The 16837-nt window shown below is 43.8% G+C and carries 15 protein-coding genes; 4 read left to right on the forward strand and 11 right to left on the reverse strand.

The genetic code is table 11. The annotated features are described in order from the left end of the window. Positions 1-5: 5 nt before the first annotated feature. From rsmG to mnmE, 4 genes are all read right to left on the reverse strand, one after another. Positions 6-626, reverse strand: a complete 621-nt coding sequence (gene rsmG / locus R3P39_RS13570; RefSeq protein WP_336568104.1) for a 16S rRNA (guanine(527)-N(7))-methyltransferase RsmG — start codon at positions 624-626, stop codon at positions 6-8. Positions 627-641: 15 nt separating this feature from the next. Further along, positions 642-2531: a tRNA uridine-5-carboxymethylaminomethyl(34) synthesis enzyme MnmG gene (gene mnmG / locus R3P39_RS13575; RefSeq protein ID WP_336568105.1), complete on the reverse strand. Its 1890-nt coding sequence runs from the start codon at positions 2529-2531 to the stop codon at positions 642-644. A 417-nt stretch (positions 2532-2948) separates the two neighbouring features. Next, entirely contained in the window at positions 2949-3389 is a 441-nt protein-coding gene (gene mioC, locus R3P39_RS13580) for an FMN-binding protein MioC (RefSeq protein WP_336568106.1), read from the reverse strand. Positions 3390-4093: 704 nt separating this feature from the next. Then, positions 4094-5458 (reverse strand): tRNA uridine-5-carboxymethylaminomethyl(34) synthesis GTPase MnmE, encoded by a 1365-nt coding sequence (mnmE, locus tag R3P39_RS13585; RefSeq protein WP_336568107.1) that lies wholly within the window; start codon positions 5456-5458, stop codon positions 4094-4096. A gap of 235 nt (positions 5459-5693) precedes the next feature. Here mnmE and R3P39_RS13590 point away from each other — a divergent pair, with 235 nt between their 5' ends. Beyond that, complete coding sequence (locus R3P39_RS13590) at positions 5694-7874, forward strand: winged helix-turn-helix domain-containing protein (RefSeq protein ID WP_336568109.1); 2181 nt, start codon at positions 5694-5696, stop codon at positions 7872-7874. Between the two features lie 3 nt (positions 7875-7877). On the opposite strand, the gene R3P39_RS13595 is transcribed toward R3P39_RS13590, so the two are convergent. From R3P39_RS13595 to rpmH, 7 genes are all read right to left on the reverse strand, one after another. Then, positions 7878-8615 carry a TlpA family protein disulfide reductase gene (locus R3P39_RS13595; RefSeq protein WP_336568110.1) on the reverse strand — a complete coding sequence of 246 codons (738 nt, stop codon included), beginning with the start codon at positions 8613-8615 and terminating at the stop codon, positions 7878-7880. Then, positions 8615-9073, reverse strand: coding sequence for a TlpA family protein disulfide reductase (locus R3P39_RS13600; protein ID WP_336568111.1), 459 nt, complete (start codon positions 9071-9073; stop codon positions 8615-8617). Before R3P39_RS13600 ends, R3P39_RS13595 begins: the two co-directional genes overlap by 1 nt. A 17-nt stretch (positions 9074-9090) precedes the next feature. Then, positions 9091-9762 carry a cytochrome c biogenesis protein CcdA gene (locus R3P39_RS13605; protein WP_336568112.1) on the reverse strand — a complete coding sequence of 224 codons (672 nt, stop codon included), beginning with the start codon at positions 9760-9762 and terminating at the stop codon, positions 9091-9093. 161 nt (positions 9763-9923) lie between these two features. After that, entirely contained in the window at positions 9924-11558 is a 1635-nt protein-coding gene (yidC, locus tag R3P39_RS13610) for a membrane protein insertase YidC (RefSeq protein ID WP_336568113.1), read from the reverse strand. Positions 11559-11566: 8 nt separating this feature from the next. Further along, positions 11567-11869, reverse strand: coding sequence for a membrane protein insertion efficiency factor YidD (gene yidD, locus R3P39_RS13615; RefSeq protein ID WP_336568114.1), 303 nt, complete (start codon positions 11867-11869; stop codon positions 11567-11569). 169 nt (positions 11870-12038) lie between these two features. Next, positions 12039-12476 (reverse strand): ribonuclease P protein component, encoded by a 438-nt coding sequence (gene rnpA, locus R3P39_RS13620; RefSeq protein WP_336568115.1) that lies wholly within the window; start codon positions 12474-12476, stop codon positions 12039-12041. Positions 12477-12481: 5 nt separating this feature from the next. Beyond that, positions 12482-12616 carry a 50S ribosomal protein L34 gene (gene rpmH, locus R3P39_RS13625; protein ID WP_336568117.1) on the reverse strand — a complete coding sequence of 45 codons (135 nt, stop codon included), beginning with the start codon at positions 12614-12616 and terminating at the stop codon, positions 12482-12484. Between the two features lie 605 nt (positions 12617-13221). On the opposite strand from rpmH, the gene dnaA reads away from it, so the two are divergent. Genes dnaA through recF form a run of 3 tightly spaced genes read left to right on the forward strand, consistent with a single transcriptional unit; the run spans position 13222 to position 16829 of the window. Beyond that, entirely contained in the window at positions 13222-14622 is a 1401-nt protein-coding gene (gene dnaA / locus R3P39_RS13630) for a chromosomal replication initiator protein DnaA (RefSeq protein ID WP_336568118.1), read from the forward strand. Positions 14623-14632: 10 nt separating this feature from the next. After that, a complete protein-coding gene (gene dnaN / locus R3P39_RS13635; protein ID WP_336569319.1) occupies positions 14633-15736 on the forward strand; it encodes a DNA polymerase III subunit beta in 1104 nt (367 codons plus the stop codon). 4 nt (positions 15737-15740) lie between these two features. Continuing rightward, the gene (gene recF, locus R3P39_RS13640; protein ID WP_336568119.1) at positions 15741-16829 is read left to right on the forward strand and encodes a DNA replication/repair protein RecF; all 1089 of its coding nucleotides are present in this window, start codon (positions 15741-15743) and stop codon (positions 16827-16829) included. The last annotated feature ends 8 nt before the right edge of the window (positions 16830-16837 follow it).

The following is a 16837-nucleotide window of genomic DNA, read 5'->3' on the forward strand; positions in this document are numbered from 1 at the left end:
GACTATTAATCTTTAGAAAGAATGATTAAATGGCGCTCGCCTTCAAGTTCAGGCACTACCAAACTAATATCTTGCGCTAAACTGATGCCGCTAGGTAGTTGCTCTAGCTCGTCACTAGGATACTGTCCTTTCAGTGCTAAAAAGGCACCTTGGTTATCAATCAGGTGCGAACACCAGTCAATCATATCTTGTAGGGAAGCAAAAGCGCGACTTAGCACTCCGTCTAATTTAACACTTGGCTGATATTCTTCAACTCGAGACTGGACTGGGGTGACATTTTCGATGCCAAGGCCATGTTTTACCTGCATTAAAAAACGAATGCGTTTGCCTAAGCTATCGAGCAAAATAAAATTGATGTCCGGTCGAGCGATTGCTAACACCATGCCAGGGAGGCCTGGGCCAGTGCCAACATCGATATACTCTTTACCAGTTAAGTGTGGCGCCACCACCAGTGAATCCATGATGTGTTTTACCATCATTTCTTTGGGATCGCGCACAGAGGTTAGGTTGTAGGCCTTATTCCATTTGTCCAGCAGCTGGACATAATCAACCAGCTGCTGTTTCTGCTGTTCCGTCAGCTCAATGGTTGTTTTGCTTAATAAGTAATTCAGTTGTTCTAGTAACACAGCGTTCCACTGCTATTACGCCGACTTGCGCAATAGCCCTTGCTTTTTCAGATACACTAATAATAGCGAAATCGCAGCAGGGGTGATACCAGAAATACGTGAAGCTTGGCCAATTGTTTGTGGTTTAGCGTCCGTTAGCTTTGCCACCACCTCATTAGATAGGCCACTGACTTGGCTATAATCAAACTCGACTGGGATCAGGGTTTCTTCATGACGAAGTTGTTTATTGATCTCATCTTGTTGGCGGGCAATATACCCTGCGTATTTGGTTTGAACTTCAACCTGTTCCAGTGCCGCAATATTATCCGAATCCGCTGCAAAGCCCTCAATGGCCATCAGATCATGATAATTCACTTCTGGACGACGGATCAGATCTTCTAAACTGGCTTCACGGGTCAACGGCGATTTTAATAACGCGTTTACTTGCTCAAGGGCTGGATGATCTTTGTGGATCCAAGTGCTACGCAAACGTTGAGTCTCTTGTTCCATCACCTCTAATTTTTGGTTGTAAGCAGCCCAGCGTTCATCATCTACAAGGCCTAACTCACGGCCTTTTTCAGTAAGACGAAGATCAGCATTGTCTTCACGCAGTAATAAACGGTACTCAGCACGGGAAGTAAACATACGGTACGGTTCTTTTGTACCTAGCGTTGCTAGATCGTCAATCAATACGCCGGTATAAGCTTGATCACGACGTGGTGTCCAGGCCTCTTTACCTTGCACTTGCAATGCGGCATTGGTACCTGCGATTAAGCCTTGAGCTCCAGCTTCTTCATAGCCAGTAGTACCATTGATTTGTCCAGCAAAGAATAAGCCGTTAATAAACTTAGTTTCTAACGATTGTTTTAAATCTCTGGGGTCAAAAAAGTCGTATTCAATGGCATAGCCAGGACGACAAATATGCGCATTTTCAAAACCTTTGATCGAACGCACAATTTCTAGCTGGATATCAAATGGTAAGCTGGTGGAAATACCATTCGGATACAGCTCATACGAATTTAAGCCTTCCGGTTCAACAAAGATCTGATGCTTTTCTTTATCGGCAAAACGAACAATCTTATCTTCAATCGATGGACAATAGCGCGGCCCCACACCGTCAATCACACCTGCATACATAGGTGAACGATGCAGGTTTTCACGAATCACGTCGTGAGTTTGCTCATTAGTATAAGTGATGTAACACGGGATCTGAGTAGGGTGATCTGCTGTTTTTCCCATAAACGAGAATACCGGCGTTGGATTATCACCTGGCTGCTCTTGCATCACAGAGAAGTCTACCGTTCTGGCATCAATACGCGGTGGTGTACCGGTTTTTAGGCGATCCACTCGAAAAGGCATTTCTCTTAGTCGGTCAGCCAAGGCAATGGAAGGAGGATCGCCAGCACGACCGCCTTTGAAGTTTTCCAAACCAATATGAATTTGACCACCTAAGAAGGTGCCTACAGTGAGTACTACCGAAGGTGCGCTAAAACGCAGTCCCATTTGGGTTACTACGCCTTTTACTTGATCGCCTTCAACAATAAGATCATCACATGATTGTTGGAAGATCTTAAGGTTTTCTTGCTGTTGTAAAATGTCTTGGATCGCTGCTTTGTAGAGCGTTCGATCCGCCTGCGCTCGAGTAGCTCGTACCGCAGGGCCTTTAGACGAATTTAGCGTTCGAAATTGGATCCCACCTTTATCAATCGCTTTGGCCATGGCGCCACCAAGGGCATCAATTTCTTTTACCAAATGGCCTTTACCAATGCCACCGATGGCTGGATTACACGACATTTGGCCGAGTGTATCCATATTGTGGGTCAACAACAGGGTGTTCATACCCATGCGAGCTGCAGCAAGTGCTGCTTCAGTGCCTGCGTGTCCACCACCAACAACGATGACATCAAAATGTTCATGATAAATCATTTACGGGATCCTACTTAAAACAACCGAGCAAATTTAGAAAGGATGCGTATTCTACCTAGAATTAACCAGAAGTGAAATGGTTAAACTTTGTACAAAGCAAAAAAGAGATCTTTTAATATAAATAAGGATCTTTTAAAGATCTTTATTATTCTTACTACTACTGCAGCTTAGATCTGTGAATACTTTTATATTCCTCATTAGATCCAAAGGGTTAATCTAGATCAAATGATGTGAATTAGATCGGATCAAGTGGGGTTAAACCTCTGATCAACTTGCCTAGTTATACACATCTCATTGTTCATCGATTTTTATCCAATGGATAACTAGGGTTAGATCAGCAACTAGATCAAGGGTTATCCACATTCAGATCTTAAAAACCATAAATATGTGTATAACTTATGTGTATCTCCGATCGCGTTATTCAGCTGTGCTATCAACAAACGTTGGCAGCCAAGCTAAAGCGGTATCTTCTGGCAGTTCAGGCTCTAATACATCTATCTTTATTACCTCTAAGAGCTGAGTGGCCCCTTTATCTTGTAATAAAGAAGCAATATTGCTCGCGGCATGGTTAAAGGTATCGTAGCTGGAATCGCCAATACCAACCACTGCGAAACGCAATCCGGTTAGATCTGGTGCGGCTTGTAACGCCGCAACAAAGTTCAGCAAGTTATCGGGATAATCTCCTGCGCCATAAGTGGATGTGACCACCAGCCATAGTTTTTGTTGGCAATGACTCAGCTCTGGCTGTTCGTGAAGATTTATTGTAAAGCCTTGATCTTCCAGAGACTCCTGCAGCTGTTCTGCAACATACTCTGCGGATCCCATTTGGCTGCCAACAATTATGTCTAGCGCTTGCATGATGACCTAACCTCATTCTTAGATGCGCGCCATCTTAGCGTGTAACTTGTATAAGTAAAGAGGCGGAGAAACATTTTGGATAAAAAAGATAGGTTACTAATCCATCAAAATAAATGGTTTTAATATAAGTTTATGATTTATATGTGTTAAATAAATTATTCCAATGAGCAACTCGGTGCTAAAGTTGTGGATAATCTCTGGGATAGGTGCGTTTAAGTGTTGTGATCAAAAGCACTTTGTTTGCAATAATCGATCGAAATTAGGGCACTGCAATCATATCTTAGGTGGGTGTGGATGGATGATTGTGGATAAGGATCTAACTGCGATTATTCGATCCTGATTTATAGATCTATAGCATTAGATCCATATAACAAAAGAATCTAAAAATTAGGGTTTTTTCTTCACTGCCGAGCGTGTCGAGACTCTAGTTACACAGCTTACGCATACTAAATAAGCACAGTGATTCGCTATTGGGCATGATTATCAACAGTGAAATTAGCTAACCTAGCGCTTGGAATTGCTATTATGCTGAAACGAACAGTCGGGTTTTAGCATTATGCCAAGCGCAGTTGGGTTAATCCTGTGAAGCACATAGAGCATCAAACGAAGTTGGGATGAGTGTGAAACAAAAACAGGTGGCTAGTGCAGCGAGAAAAGCTTTGTTAGCAGTAAGACATGGGCCAAGTAAGGCCCATTTTATGGTGTTATTTGCCGATACAGAACGAGCTAAATATCTTGCCTAAGAGATCATCGGAGGTGAATTCACCGGTGATTTCATTAAGGTATTGCTGGGTAAGGCGCAGTTCTTCCGCTAAGATCTCTCCGGCTACATGCATTTCAAGTTGGGTTTGGCCTATCTCTAGGTGTTCAGCGGCGCGCTCTAATGCATCTAAGTGTCGACGTCGTGCCATAAAGCCGCCTTCACTAGCACCAGTGAAGCCAATACAGGCTTTAAGGTGCTCACGTAATATATCCACGCCTTTCGTGTCTTTTGCGCTTAAGCGGATCAGAGTATGCTCTGCGGTGGTATCGGTACCGACCGTTTCGCCGCTTAAATCGACTTTATTGCGGATCACCGTAATGTCCATTCCGCTCGGCAGTTGCTCGATAAAGTCTGGCCAGATCTTGGCTGGATCGGTTTCTGCGGTTTCTGTGCCGTCGACCATAAACAACACATGATCGGCACCACGGATTTCATCCCAGGCGCGCTCTATGCCGATTTGCTCAACTTTATCAGGGCTTTCACGCAGACCTGCGGTGTCAATAATATGCAGTGGCATACCGTCGATATGAATGTGTTCACTGAGTACATCACGAGTAGTGCCTGCAATATCAGTGACAATCGCCGCTTCACGGCCAGCTAAGGCATTAAGTAGTGATGATTTACCGGCATTAGGGCGCCCTGCAATCACCACGCGCATCCCTTCACGCATAATGCTGCCTTGTTTGGCTTGCTTACGTACTTCACTAAGCTGGCTGATGATGGCACCGAGATCGCCGGCGACTTTACCGTCAGATAAGAAATCAATTTCTTCATCGGGGAAGTCGATTGCGGCTTCAACATACATGCGTAAGTGAATGACCTTTTCCACCAGCGCGTTAATGTGTTTAGAGAAGTCACCTTGCAATGAGTGGAGGGCACTTTTGGCTGCTTGCTCACTGGTGGCATTAATTAAGTCAGCGATGGCTTCTGCTTGAGTGAGATCGAGCTTATCGTTCATAAAAGCCCGTTCAGAGAACTCGCCAGGCTTGGCTAATCGCACCTGTTCAATCTGACTAATTTCTTTGAGCAGCATGTCGAGTACCACCGGGCCGCCGTGACCTTGTAGTTCTAAAACGTCTTCACCGGTAAAGGAGTTGGGTCCTTGAAAATACAGTGCAATACCTTGATCAAGTTGCTCACCAGCTAATGTCTTGAATGGCAAATATTCGGCATAGCGCGTTTTTGGGCATTTGCCTAGGATCTTCTCGGCAACGTATTTTGCTCTACTACCTGATACGCGGATAATACCCACGCCACCACGACCTGGTGCGGTGGCCTGTGCTGCTATGGTGTCTTGTGTGAACATGATGACTCTATAACTAACCTTTAATGTGCTTAATTGTACAGCAATTTCGCCAGTCCAGTATAGTCGCTCAACTTAAGCCTATTTCTGAGACTACTAACCTTAGACAGCCTTTTCAGTGCCAATACCTAATGCGCTTTGAAGTGGCTCTAACAACTTTCTTCGCTGTCGCTAGTTCAGGTATAATAATAAGGCCATCTTAATAACGAGATCGAGCTCGAAAGGAAAAGGGAGCGCTTTGTTATATTTCCAGCAATTTCAATTTGATACAGCAAAATCTTGGTTGTTTTACCAGGAGCAAAAAGTAACGTTACGACCAAGAGTAACACAGCTACTTGAATACTTTTTAACCCATCCAAATCAGATTGTTACACGTGAAACATTGCTAAATACGTTGTGGCAACACGGTGAGTTTAGAGAAGCTGCACTAACACAAAGTATCACCGAGTTAAGACAAGCCCTTAATGACAACGCTCAGCACCCTACTTTTATTAAAACCATACCACAGCAGGGTTATCAGTGGATTTGTCCCATTGAGAGTCGCACGCTTGCCTCATTCAGACTTACAACAACCGTGAAAGCCATGTTGATTGTTGCTGCAACCGCATTAGGGGGAGTGGCAGCTAGCTTACATCTATTATCAGGCTCGGCAGCGATTACCAGCCAAGAACAAGCGGTACAAGAAACTTTAATGATCGCCCCCATGGTGAATGCAACGGGTGTGCAAGCCAATGCTTGGTGGGGCTATGCCCTTGAAGCAGCATTAAGAGAGTATTTACAGAGCAGCTATCAGTTAGTACCGCGCAGTCAGTATCCCGAGCTTTTAAATAATAATGCGGTGAACAAACTTACGCTTTCGTTAAAGCCTATCCAACAGCGCTTTATACTCAGCGTAGCTTATGGGGATAAACACACAGAGTTGATTGTTGAACAGCTAGATGAAAGCTTTGAAGCAATAGCGACACAGATCGTTACTCAATTAGCGCTAGGAGATAACGATAAAACGAATGAAAAGTCCGTATTAAATTTAGCAATGAATGATTATTACCGCGGTGTTCAAGCACTCAATGAACAAGGACCTCAACTGGCCAAGGCATATTTTGAGGCGGCGGTGGCACAAATGCCAGAGCATCTTGAAAGCCAGCTAGAGCTGGCACAAATTAGTTGGCAGCTTGGTAAGATTGATACAGCTAGCCATCAATTCCAGCAGCTTTCTCTAAATACGGCTACAATCACGGCTCGCACTCGTTACCACCTATATTATGGTGAGTTTTTCAAGGCTCAAGGCTTACATCAACGGGCATTGCAGCAAGCCCTTTTGGCGCTTGAGGCGGCAGAGCAAAGCCAGCAGGTGGAGTTAATTGCCATGGCCTATCAGCTCCAAGCCGATGCTTTTTGGGTGTTACAACGCTGGGATGAGTATCAACACGCGATGAACTCAGCGCATGCTTTGATAGGCAGTCGCTCTTTTGCCTACAGTGAAGCGCAGCGGAGTTTCTATCTCGCCAATCCACCAGCGGCCGGTCCTGCAGAGAAAACCTTACTGAATCTAGAGAAAAGTAAACCTGTCCTCGCGCAAGCCATTACTTATTATGAGCAGACTAATCAGATCATGAATCTTATTAAAGCCCTGTTTGCCTATGGACAAAATTACTTAGTGCCTGTGGTTAAAAGTGAACCCAGTTTATTAAGAGCCCTCGATTTGGCGCAAAAACATGGTTATCGCCACTTAGAAAAGCAAATACTCACTTACTTAGGGTTTTACTATATTCAGCTGCATCAGGGGGAAAAAGCACTAGACTATTTAAATCGCGTCAAGGTTGAACCGCGCTTTATTCCAAGCCATGAGCAACAGCAATTACTGATTGGCATGGCGCATATGGATATTGCGCTGCAAACGGGTGATACGAATGCTCTGCAAAGTGCAATTTCGCAATATCAAATGTTGTTAAACAGCGACTATATTTCTGCGGTGACGCGTGCCAATGTTAAATTGTTACTTAGTTGGACCTGGATCAAAGCGGGTAAGCTCGCATTGGCAAAGCAGTTGACGACTGAGGCAATGCAAGACTATCAAACGTTGCAGCTACAAGAAGTTGAGACCTATGCGCTTTACACGCAAATGTATATCCACTTGCTAAACAATGAGCCTCAACAAGCGCTTGAGATCATTACTGCACATCCGCATACCAATTCACATCTTTTGTTGCTTTACGGTGTTGTTGCGGCTGATATGTTAAAAGAAGAAGCGCTGCAAAAGCGCTTTTCAGATAAATTAGCCGGACTCGAAAACAGCCAATTATTACAGCAACAGTTGCTGCAAATACGCCAGCAAAGCAGCATCGATAAGCGCTTTATTGCTGAGCTTATCGATGCCCCTTACAGCGTCTATTGTCAGAGTAAATGGACGATGAATTAGGATCTAGTCTATGCTGGGTGGCTGATTACCGCGATAAATAACGTCACCGTGTTTGTCTTGTACCACCCAGTAAGGTAGCTCTCTAATCTCAAACTGGCTAAATACTTCGTTGTGGTGATCGAACACAATATCGTGTTCTATCTTAAAGCGGCGTTGATAGTCTCGAGCGTTTTGCTCTTCCACATAAAAGGGTTTGATCAGGGTAACGACCGGATACCTACTCGAGTCAACAAGTTGGTTGTTTTGCTTAATGCGTATTTCACAATCTGGGATATGTTGAAATGGGCATAAGCTATCGCTGAAGAATAAGACTCTGTATTCACTGTCTATGTTCGCTATTGAAAATGCTCTACCGGTGAGTGTTTGCAGCGGGCTCCGTGTTTGTTTCTCTTGCTTTGGTATACTGGTCGTCGTTAACACCTCTCGTTTAATAACCTTACCGCCTTTAACGATGATCCGAACAGGTGTTTGCCTCACTGCAAACCGTTGCATGAACTGGTTGTGTTTATCAATGGCTAGCTCAGCATAGCTTGGATAGGCCATTTTAAACTGCGCTAAGCTTGCCTCATCAATATTTATATCAGGCTGTAGCAATCTCCGTGGCGCTAGTGGTAATGGCAGAGCTGTAGGCTGTACATACTCATCCCAAATATTAATAAACACATACTCTTGCGTGTTGGCGTGGGCAATCAAGCTGAGAAATACTGCGATGTGTAGAAGTATGAGTTTGATTAGTGACATTAGTTTGCTCCTTGCAATGCGCTCAGGTGTTGCTGTAGCTCATCGGTAAACAATGCGCTGCGATAGAGTTCTTTGCCGTGTTCATCAATTAGAATATGCTGCGGCGTTCCTAGCACTTGAAACTGCTGGGTTATCTTGCCATTTCCATCAAATACCGTAGGGAACTGGTAATTATGTTTATCAAGGTAAGCTTGCACGCCTTTTTCTGACTGGTTGAAGCCAATGTTGACGGCGATAACCTGATAATGGTTATTGGCTTGTTGAAAGCTTTGCTCAAGCAGTGGCATTTCTTCTACACAGTAAGCGCACCAGGTTGCCCAAAATTTTAAGTAAGTGACCTTGCCTTGGCTAGTTACGGTATTGTTTGCCAGGGTGTTAGCGGTTAGTGCGGGGTAGTCCTGTGCAGCAGGTGCCGTGCTGAGTAAGATAAAAATTAAATAAAAAATGATATTTTTCATGGTGGTTCCTTTGCGTTTTATAGCCAACTTTTGCCAGCTTGAATAAGAAAATATTGCGCCATTGCAACCAAAATAAGGGCGGTTGCGGTAGTGATATGGTTAAGCCAAGCCCCGGATTTTGGTAACTGATGTAAAAAGCGTGTGCTAAGCCCCGCTATCAGCATTAAAGTGCTCATACCGAGTGCAAAACTAAATAGCAGGGCGGCTCCTAATAGTGGTTGTTGTGCATTAGCAACAAATAGCAATAAGCCGCCAAGTACTGGAGACGTACAAGGAGCCGCAACAAGGGCACTGGCCATGCCCATTAGCAGTGGCGCTGATGAGCCTGTTGCAATTGCATTTGGCAAGCGTGGTAGGGAGATTAAACCTTTTGATACCGCAGCAAAGTAGAGTAATAGATTGGCAAAAATTAGCAGCACCCAAGGGTTTGTTGCGACTTGACCAAAGAAGCTACCCGTTAGCGCAGCAATAAATCCAAGGGCGGCGTACACCGTAGCAAAACCTAGGGCATACAAAACTGGGGCCAGACGAATATGGCGCTGTTGGCTCAGGGTCGCAACAGTGATGGGCAGTATGGGGTATACACAAGGCGTAAAGCTGGTGAGTACGCCAACTAACAGAGTAAAAGGCACTAACCACCAGTTCGCTTCTGCAGCGGAAAGTGCTTGTAGTAAAGTGGATTCAAACATCGTCTTCTCTTTGCATTTTTTACTGCACAAGAGCATGACGGAGAGTCTAGATTTGACCTATCAAATCGTCATAAAATCCTTATCAAAATTTATCAAGTGTTTGTTTTAAAGGCATAAAAAAACGGCTCAAAGGAGAGCCGTTTTTTCATATGAGGTTCGCGTTAACCGCGTACTTTCATGCCTTTTTTCTCCATACCGCGGTAGATGATCAGCATCTGGGCGATAGAGATAAGGTTTGAAACCAACCAGTAAAGTACTAGACCAGACGGGAACCAGATAAAGAAGATTGAGAATACTACTGGCATGTAGGTCATTAGCTTTTGCTGCATTGGATCTGTTACTGTCATTGGTTGCAGCTTTTGAGTCAGGAACATACTGGCACCAAACAGTACTGGCAATACGTAGTATGGGTCCATGGCCGATAGATCGGTTAGCCACAACATAAACTCAGCATGACGCAGTTCGGTTGATTCTAAAAATACATAGAATAAAGCAAGGAAGATTGGCATTTGTAACAACAGTGGGAAACAGCCACCCATCGGGTTCACTTTTTCTTTGCGGTACATTTCCATCATCGCTTGACCAAACTTCTGGCGGTCGTCGCCATAACGCTCTTTAAGCGCCTGCATTTTTGGCTGTAACATGCGCATTTTCGCCATCGAGGTGTATTGCGCTTTGGTCAGAGGGTACAGTGCCGTTTTAACAATAACGGTAATGGCGATAATAGCCAGACCCCAGTTGCCTAAAATACCGTAAAGGAACTTCAATAACGTCAGCAGCGGCTGTGACAAGAACCACAACCAACCATAGTCTACGGTCAGATCCAGGTCTTCTTGAATGGCTTCTAGCGCTTCAGTGTCTTTTGGACCCATGTAGTAAATCGCATGGATTTGAGCACTGCTGTTGCCTTGAATGGTGGTTGGCTCACCCTTCATGCCAATAAGGCCATTACCATTTCTTAGCGCAGTATAAATATTATTGGTGTCTTGTTGATCGGCGACCCAAGCACTAACAAAATACTTTTGTAAGAAGGCAACATAGCCACCTTGAGTATTTTTATTGAGGTTTCTGTCAGCCATATCTGAGAAGCTATACTTTTCGTATGGCTCTTCATCGGTACCATAAGCTGGACCTAGGTACGTCTGATCGACCATGCTGCCTTTTTCTTGGCGGGTGCGTTTGATTTGCGTGTACAGTTGCACTTGAATTGGGTCGGCAGTGGTGTTGTTTACCTGATACTTGAGGTCAACATCGTATTTCCCGGCTTTAAACACGAAGGTTTTAGTGAACTGCACGCCTTTTTCATCGGTGTAAGTTAAAGGAACACGTAGGGTGTCGCCATTTAACTCATACTGTTGTTGCGCAACCTCGTAAACTGGGCGACCTTTTTGGTTGGCGTCTGGACCATTAAGACCAATTAAGCCACTTTGCGATACGTACTGCTTGCCATCGAATTGGCCTAACAATAGATATGGCTCTTCGCTGCCATGGGTTTCTGCGTGTTGTAGCAACTTAGCTTCAACGATGTCACCGCCTTTAGTATCAATTTTTACCGCGAATACGTCGGTTTTGACACTAATGGTTGAGCGGCTTGCCTGCGTTGCCAAGGCTGGCACATCTGACTGGCTTGATGCCGGAACATCCATTTGCTCTTCTGTTGGGGTTGAGTTCGCCACTTGTTGTGTGGCGGCACTGGTATCAGCAAGTGGTTGGTTTTGTTCTTGTGTCCACTCTTGGAACAAAAGGAACGAAACCAGCAACAGGCCGATAAATAAAAACGTGCGTTGCGATTCCATAACAGCTCTTATTTCTCGTGTTGTTTAACTTTAGTTGACTTCACAGGTACAGGATCATCTCCACCTGCGCTCAAAGGGTGACATTTTAATATGCGTTTAACCGCTAACCAACTCCCTTTTGCAATTCCATGTAAATTAATTGCTTGAATTGCATAGCTAGAACAGGTTGGGTTAAATCGACAGTGCGGACCAAGTAGAGGACTAATCCATTTTTGGTAGCCACGGATCAATAAAATAAGTAAGCGCTTGGGTAACGATAGCACTTCCTTAACCCGATCTTTTTTCTTGCTATGCCCTGAAGTTGTTTTCATGGCACTTCGATATCAATTTCCTCAACCAAATGCCAAGTTCTAACCGTACTTGCACAGGCGGTTTTTCTATTGATATAGCTGATTAAAAGGTGAGCTAACCTTACCTTAATTGGCGTAAAAATACTATGCCAGTGGTCCTGAAAAGGCTGAGAAAGGGCGGTTATCTAAGTTATTGTGGCTTCTTTTTTGAGGCCTGTTGGTTTTTTGCGCGTCTTGGGTTATTTCTTGGTTTACGAGGTGGTTTTGGGGCACCAGGCTTGCAACGTTCATTGACTTTGCGCCACATTTTTGTGAGCTGCTTGCTGATTTCTGTATTGGATTGCTCATCTACACCGGTTTTCACCATTAATACAATGTCGATGTTATCGAGTTTATGGCGATTGAGGCGAAAACTTTCTCTGGCGAGTCGCTTAATGCGATTACGTTGACAAGCTTTTTTACAACGTTTTTTAGCAACGGTTAAACCAAGGCGTGGGTGACCAACATCATTGGGCTTTGCAAGAAGAGTAAAATAAGGTGTCGCAGCGCGAGCTGGTTCTTGAAATATGCGGGAGTAATGCGAGGGAGTTAACAGACGTAACTCCCTGCCAAAGCTAAAGTCTTCCACTTATATTAAGCAGAAAGTACTTTACGGCCTTTAGCACGACGACGTGCTATTAGCTTACGACCATTTTTAGTGGCCATGCGAGCACGGAAACCGTGAGTACGCTTGCGCTTTAATACGCTAGGTTGAAAAGTTCTTTTCATAACAATTCCATCCGATCGGTTAAAAGTTAAAACATCCTATGCAGGTCGCGATCCTGGCACAGGTGCCATTGCGAGCGCGAGATATTACTGCTGAGGGGCGTTAAAGTCAATCAAAATCTATCCTGAATGACTAAATAATCTACTACAGCGGTCATATTAAGCGGCTTTTGCACTCAACTCACAGCTCACACTGACTAACGCTACCTTTATAGAGGAAGCATCAAGGTGTGAAAAAGATCTGCTACGGATCTGATCATAGTGTTGGTAATTATAACATTTAGTAATAATAGGAAAAGCTCTGGAAAACTAAAATTGATCATTAATAAAGGGTGAGATCGGTGCTTTTTTTTGCTATGATCCTACTTGTGGGTAAAAAATAAAATTGTTTTTGAAACAGTAACTTACCTTTTTGTGTTGGTGAGATCTTACTTTTTCAAAATGTCAATATTGAACTTGTGGATAAGATCACTTCATAATAGCCCGCTTCCACCAGTAATTTTGTAATAATAAATAAGTATTTCCGGCGATCCCATACATTCTGATCCAGTCATTGGATCTCATGTTGCATTTATATTCCCGGGAATCAAAACTAATTGGAGTTCAGTGTGTATCTGTCAGTTTGGCAAAGTTGTTTATATGTTTTGCAAGATGAGTTGCCATCCCAGCAATTTAGTATGTGGGTGAGACCATTACAGGCTGAAAGTACAGATGATACGCTGACCATTTACGCACCTAATCGTTTTGTGTTGGATTGGGTCCGTGAAAAGTATTTGCACCGTATTAATGAATTACTGGTGGAAATTTGTGGTGATGAAGCGCCAGAGTTGCGTTTTGATGTTGGAAGTAAGCCTGTGTTGGCAACGCAAAACAGTGCCGTAAGCAACGATAAGTTGGCCTCTGTGGCTACGCCTGAGCAGGTTACAGCGACAGCCAACAGTCAGCCAAAAGTTGCCGAGAAGGTCGAGCCTGCCCCTAAGTCTGCGCATAAATCCAATATTAAAGAAAACTATACCTTTGATAACTTTGTCGAGGGTAAATCAAACCAATTAGCAAAAGCCGCTGCTACCCAGGTGGCCGATAATCCAGGTTCGGCGTTTAACCCCGTGTTTATCTATGGCGGCACAGGTTTAGGTAAAACGCACCTATTGCATGCCGTAGGCAATGGCATCATCGAGCAAAAGCCAGATGCTAAGATTGTCTATATGCATTCGGAACGATTTGTTCAAGATATGGTAAAGGCACTGCAAAATAATGCCATTGAAGAATTCAAGCGCTATTATCGTAGTGTTGATGCCTTAATGATCGATGACATCCAGTTTTTTGCCAACAAAGAACGCTCTCAAGAAGAATTCTTCCATACCTTTAATGCTTTGTTGGAAGGCAATCAGCAAATCATACTGACTTCAGATCGCTATCCAAAGGAAATTGAAGGGGTAGAAGATCGTTTAAAGTCGCGTTTTGGTTGGGGATTAACCATTGCCATTGAACCCCCAGAGCTAGAAACTCGCGTGGCTATTTTGATGAAAAAAGCGCAGCAGAGTAAAATTAATCTACCGCACGAGGTGGCTTTCTTTATTGCCAAGAAATTACGTTCCAATGTGAGAGAGCTGGAAGGGGCGTTAAACCGGGTAATTGCCAATGCTAATTTTACCGGTCGACCTATTTCTATCGACTTCGTTAAAGAAGCATTACGTGATTTATTAGCGCTACAAGATAAATTGGTGACCATCGATAATATTCAACGCACGGTGGCTGAATATTATCGCATTCGGGTATCTGATTTATTATCTAAGCGACGTAGCCGCTCTGTGGCTCGGCCAAGACAAGTTGCTATGGCGCTGTCAAAAGAGCTAACCAATCATAGTTTGCCAGAAATTGGCGATGCTTTTGGTGGGCGAGATCACACCACTGTTTTGCATGCATGCAGAAAAGTGAAAGAGTTACGTGACGAGAGTCATGAAGTGAAAGAAGATTATCAAAACTTAATTAGAACGCTGTCTTCTTAAGGGTTAAATGATGCAAATAACAATTCCAAGAGAACTATTTTTAAAACCACTTGTTCAGGTCTCAGGTGCCATAGAGCGCAAACACACATTACCGATCTTATCCAATGTGCTGCTTGAAGTGAAAGACGGCAGCTTATATATGACGGGGACTGATTTAGAAATAGAATTAGTTGCATCGGTAGCGTTAGAAAGCAGCACGCCAGATGGCAAAATTACTTTACCGGCAAAAAAGCTTTTGGATATTTGTAAAAGCTTACCGGACAGCTCAGACTTAGTACTCAGTTCTCAAGAGCATCAATTACTCCTTACCAGTGGTCAAAGCCGTTTTTCGTTAACCACACTAGCAGCGGAAGATTTTCCTAACCTAGAGCAGTGGGATGGCGAAGTTGAGTTCACCATTACGCGGCTAGAGTTACGTAAGTTATTGGAAGCGACTCATTTCTCGATGGCTAATCAGGATGTCCGTTATTACCTTAACGGTATGTCTTTTGAAGTCGATAATAATGACATTAAAACGGTTGCTACCGATGGCCACCGCCTGGCAATTGCCCAGCAAACTTTGCCAGACTCACTTAATACGCAAAGACAGCTGATTATTCCTCGTAAGGGCGTACAGGAAATCATGCGGTTATTACCAGCGGACGATGAAGCCGTGACAATTCAGTTCGGTGCTAATCATATTCGTATTATCGATACTGAATTTACTTTTACCAGTAAGCTGGTGGATGGCCGTTTCCCTGATTACCGTCGTGTGTTACCTCGTGGCGGTGATAAATTAGTTACGGCCAACCGCGAATGGTTACGCAGTGCTTTTCAGCGAGTATCTATATTATCTAATGAAAAGTTTCGTGGTGTTCGACTCAACCTCAGCAGTGGCGTGTTAAAAATTAGTGCCAACAACCCTGAGCAAGAGCAAGCAGAAGAAACCGTCGAAGTGGGTTATCAAGGAGATGACTTAGAAGTGGGCTTTAATGTGTCATACTTACTCGATGTGCTTAACACCATAAAATCTGAGGATGTGCAATTTACCTTGTCTGACTCTAACAGCAGTGCGCTTATCGAAGCGGCTGGTGATGAGCATGCAATGTACGTAGTTATGCCGATGCGTCTATAGATTTATGAGTTTAACTCACCTCAGCCTTAATACATTTCGTAATATTGAGGCAATGGCGCTCTCTCCCTGTAATGATGTTAATGTCATTTTGGGAGAGAATGGCAGCGGTAAAACCAGTTTGCTTGAAGCCATTTACTTCCTTTCTAGCGGCAAGTCTTTTCGTACCAATCTGCAAAAGTTGATGATTAAGCATGACACCTCGCATTGCCTGGTTCATGCAAAAAAACAACTGCATAACTTGTCTATACCGCTTGGTATCAGTAAGCACACAAGTGGTGAAACAAAACTAAGAATCCAAGGGCAAGCGAGCCGAAAAGTGGCCGAGCTAGCCCAAATCCTTCCGGTCCAAGTTATTACCCCAGAAAGTTACGAACTGTTTTTCGGTGGGCCTAAAGAGCGCCGAAAATTTTTAGATTTAGGCGTGTTCCACGTGGAACATCAATTTTATCCCGTATGGAAAACATTTAACCAAGTTCTAAAACAGCGGAACGCATTGCTTAAATCACGCCCCGCGGATATTAAGTCGCAGCTGAACTACTGGGATAAGGAGTTTGTTCGCTTAGCCGAACAAATAAAAATGTTTCGAGAAGCGTATATAAGTAGGTTTCAGGCGCATTTTTTTGATAAGATAGGGGATATAAGCCCTTTGCTAAAAAGCCTTGAAATACGCTTTCAAGCAGGCTGGAAGGGTGAGCTAGCTGATGTGCTTGAAAAACAGTTAGAACGTGACATAAAACTTGGCTATACAACCAAAGGTCCTCACAAGGCGGACTTTAACTTTTTTACCCAAGGTCACAGTGTCGAGCAAGTTTTTTCTCGGGGGCAATTAAAGCTACTTTTATATGCATTAAAGGTAATGCAAAATAGCTTAATTGACCAAGAGAGCGATAAGCAATCGATATTGCTTATTGATGATTTACCTTCGGAGTTAAGTGATGACACCAAAGAGGCGGTATCGCGTTTATTAATGCAATGCCAGTCGCAATTGTTCATCACCGCTATCACTCCCGAAAGTATAGCAGCGGTCATCGGCCCTATGGAACGAGAAGTAAAAATGTTCCACGTGGAACATGGCAGCTTAATAACAAAATAATTGGAAGA

Source organism: Pseudoalteromonas sp. UG3-2 (assembly GCF_037120705.1).
In the GTDB taxonomy this organism is placed as follows: Bacteria; Pseudomonadota; Gammaproteobacteria; order Enterobacterales; family Alteromonadaceae; genus Pseudoalteromonas.

Coding starts and splice junctions, on each gene's coding strand:
- mnmG (WP_336568105.1), bottom strand. CDS start 2,531: ATGATTTATCATGAACATTTTGATGTCATCGTTGTTGGTGGTGGACAC.
- mioC (WP_336568106.1), bottom strand. CDS start 3,389: ATGCAAGCGCTAGACATAATTGTTGGCAGCCAAATGGGATCCGCAGAG.
- mnmE (WP_336568107.1), bottom strand. CDS start 5,458: ATGTTCACACAAGACACCATAGCAGCACAGGCCACCGCACCAGGTCGT.
- R3P39_RS13595 (WP_336568110.1), bottom strand. CDS start 8,615: ATGTCACTAATCAAACTCATACTTCTACACATCGCAGTATTTCTCAGC.
- R3P39_RS13600 (WP_336568111.1), bottom strand. CDS start 9,073: ATGAAAAATATCATTTTTTATTTAATTTTTATCTTACTCAGCACGGCA.
- R3P39_RS13605 (WP_336568112.1), bottom strand. CDS start 9,762: ATGTTTGAATCCACTTTACTACAAGCACTTTCCGCTGCAGAAGCGAAC.
- yidC (WP_336568113.1), bottom strand. CDS start 11,558: ATGGAATCGCAACGCACGTTTTTATTTATCGGCCTGTTGCTGGTTTCG.
- yidD (WP_336568114.1), bottom strand. CDS start 11,869: ATGAAAACAACTTCAGGGCATAGCAAGAAAAAAGATCGGGTTAAGGAA.
- rpmH (WP_336568117.1), bottom strand. CDS start 12,616: ATGAAAAGAACTTTTCAACCTAGCGTATTAAAGCGCAAGCGTACTCAC.
- dnaN (WP_336569319.1), top strand. CDS start 14,633: ATGCAAATAACAATTCCAAGAGAACTATTTTTAAAACCACTTGTTCAG.
- recF (WP_336568119.1), top strand. CDS start 15,741: ATGAGTTTAACTCACCTCAGCCTTAATACATTTCGTAATATTGAGGCA.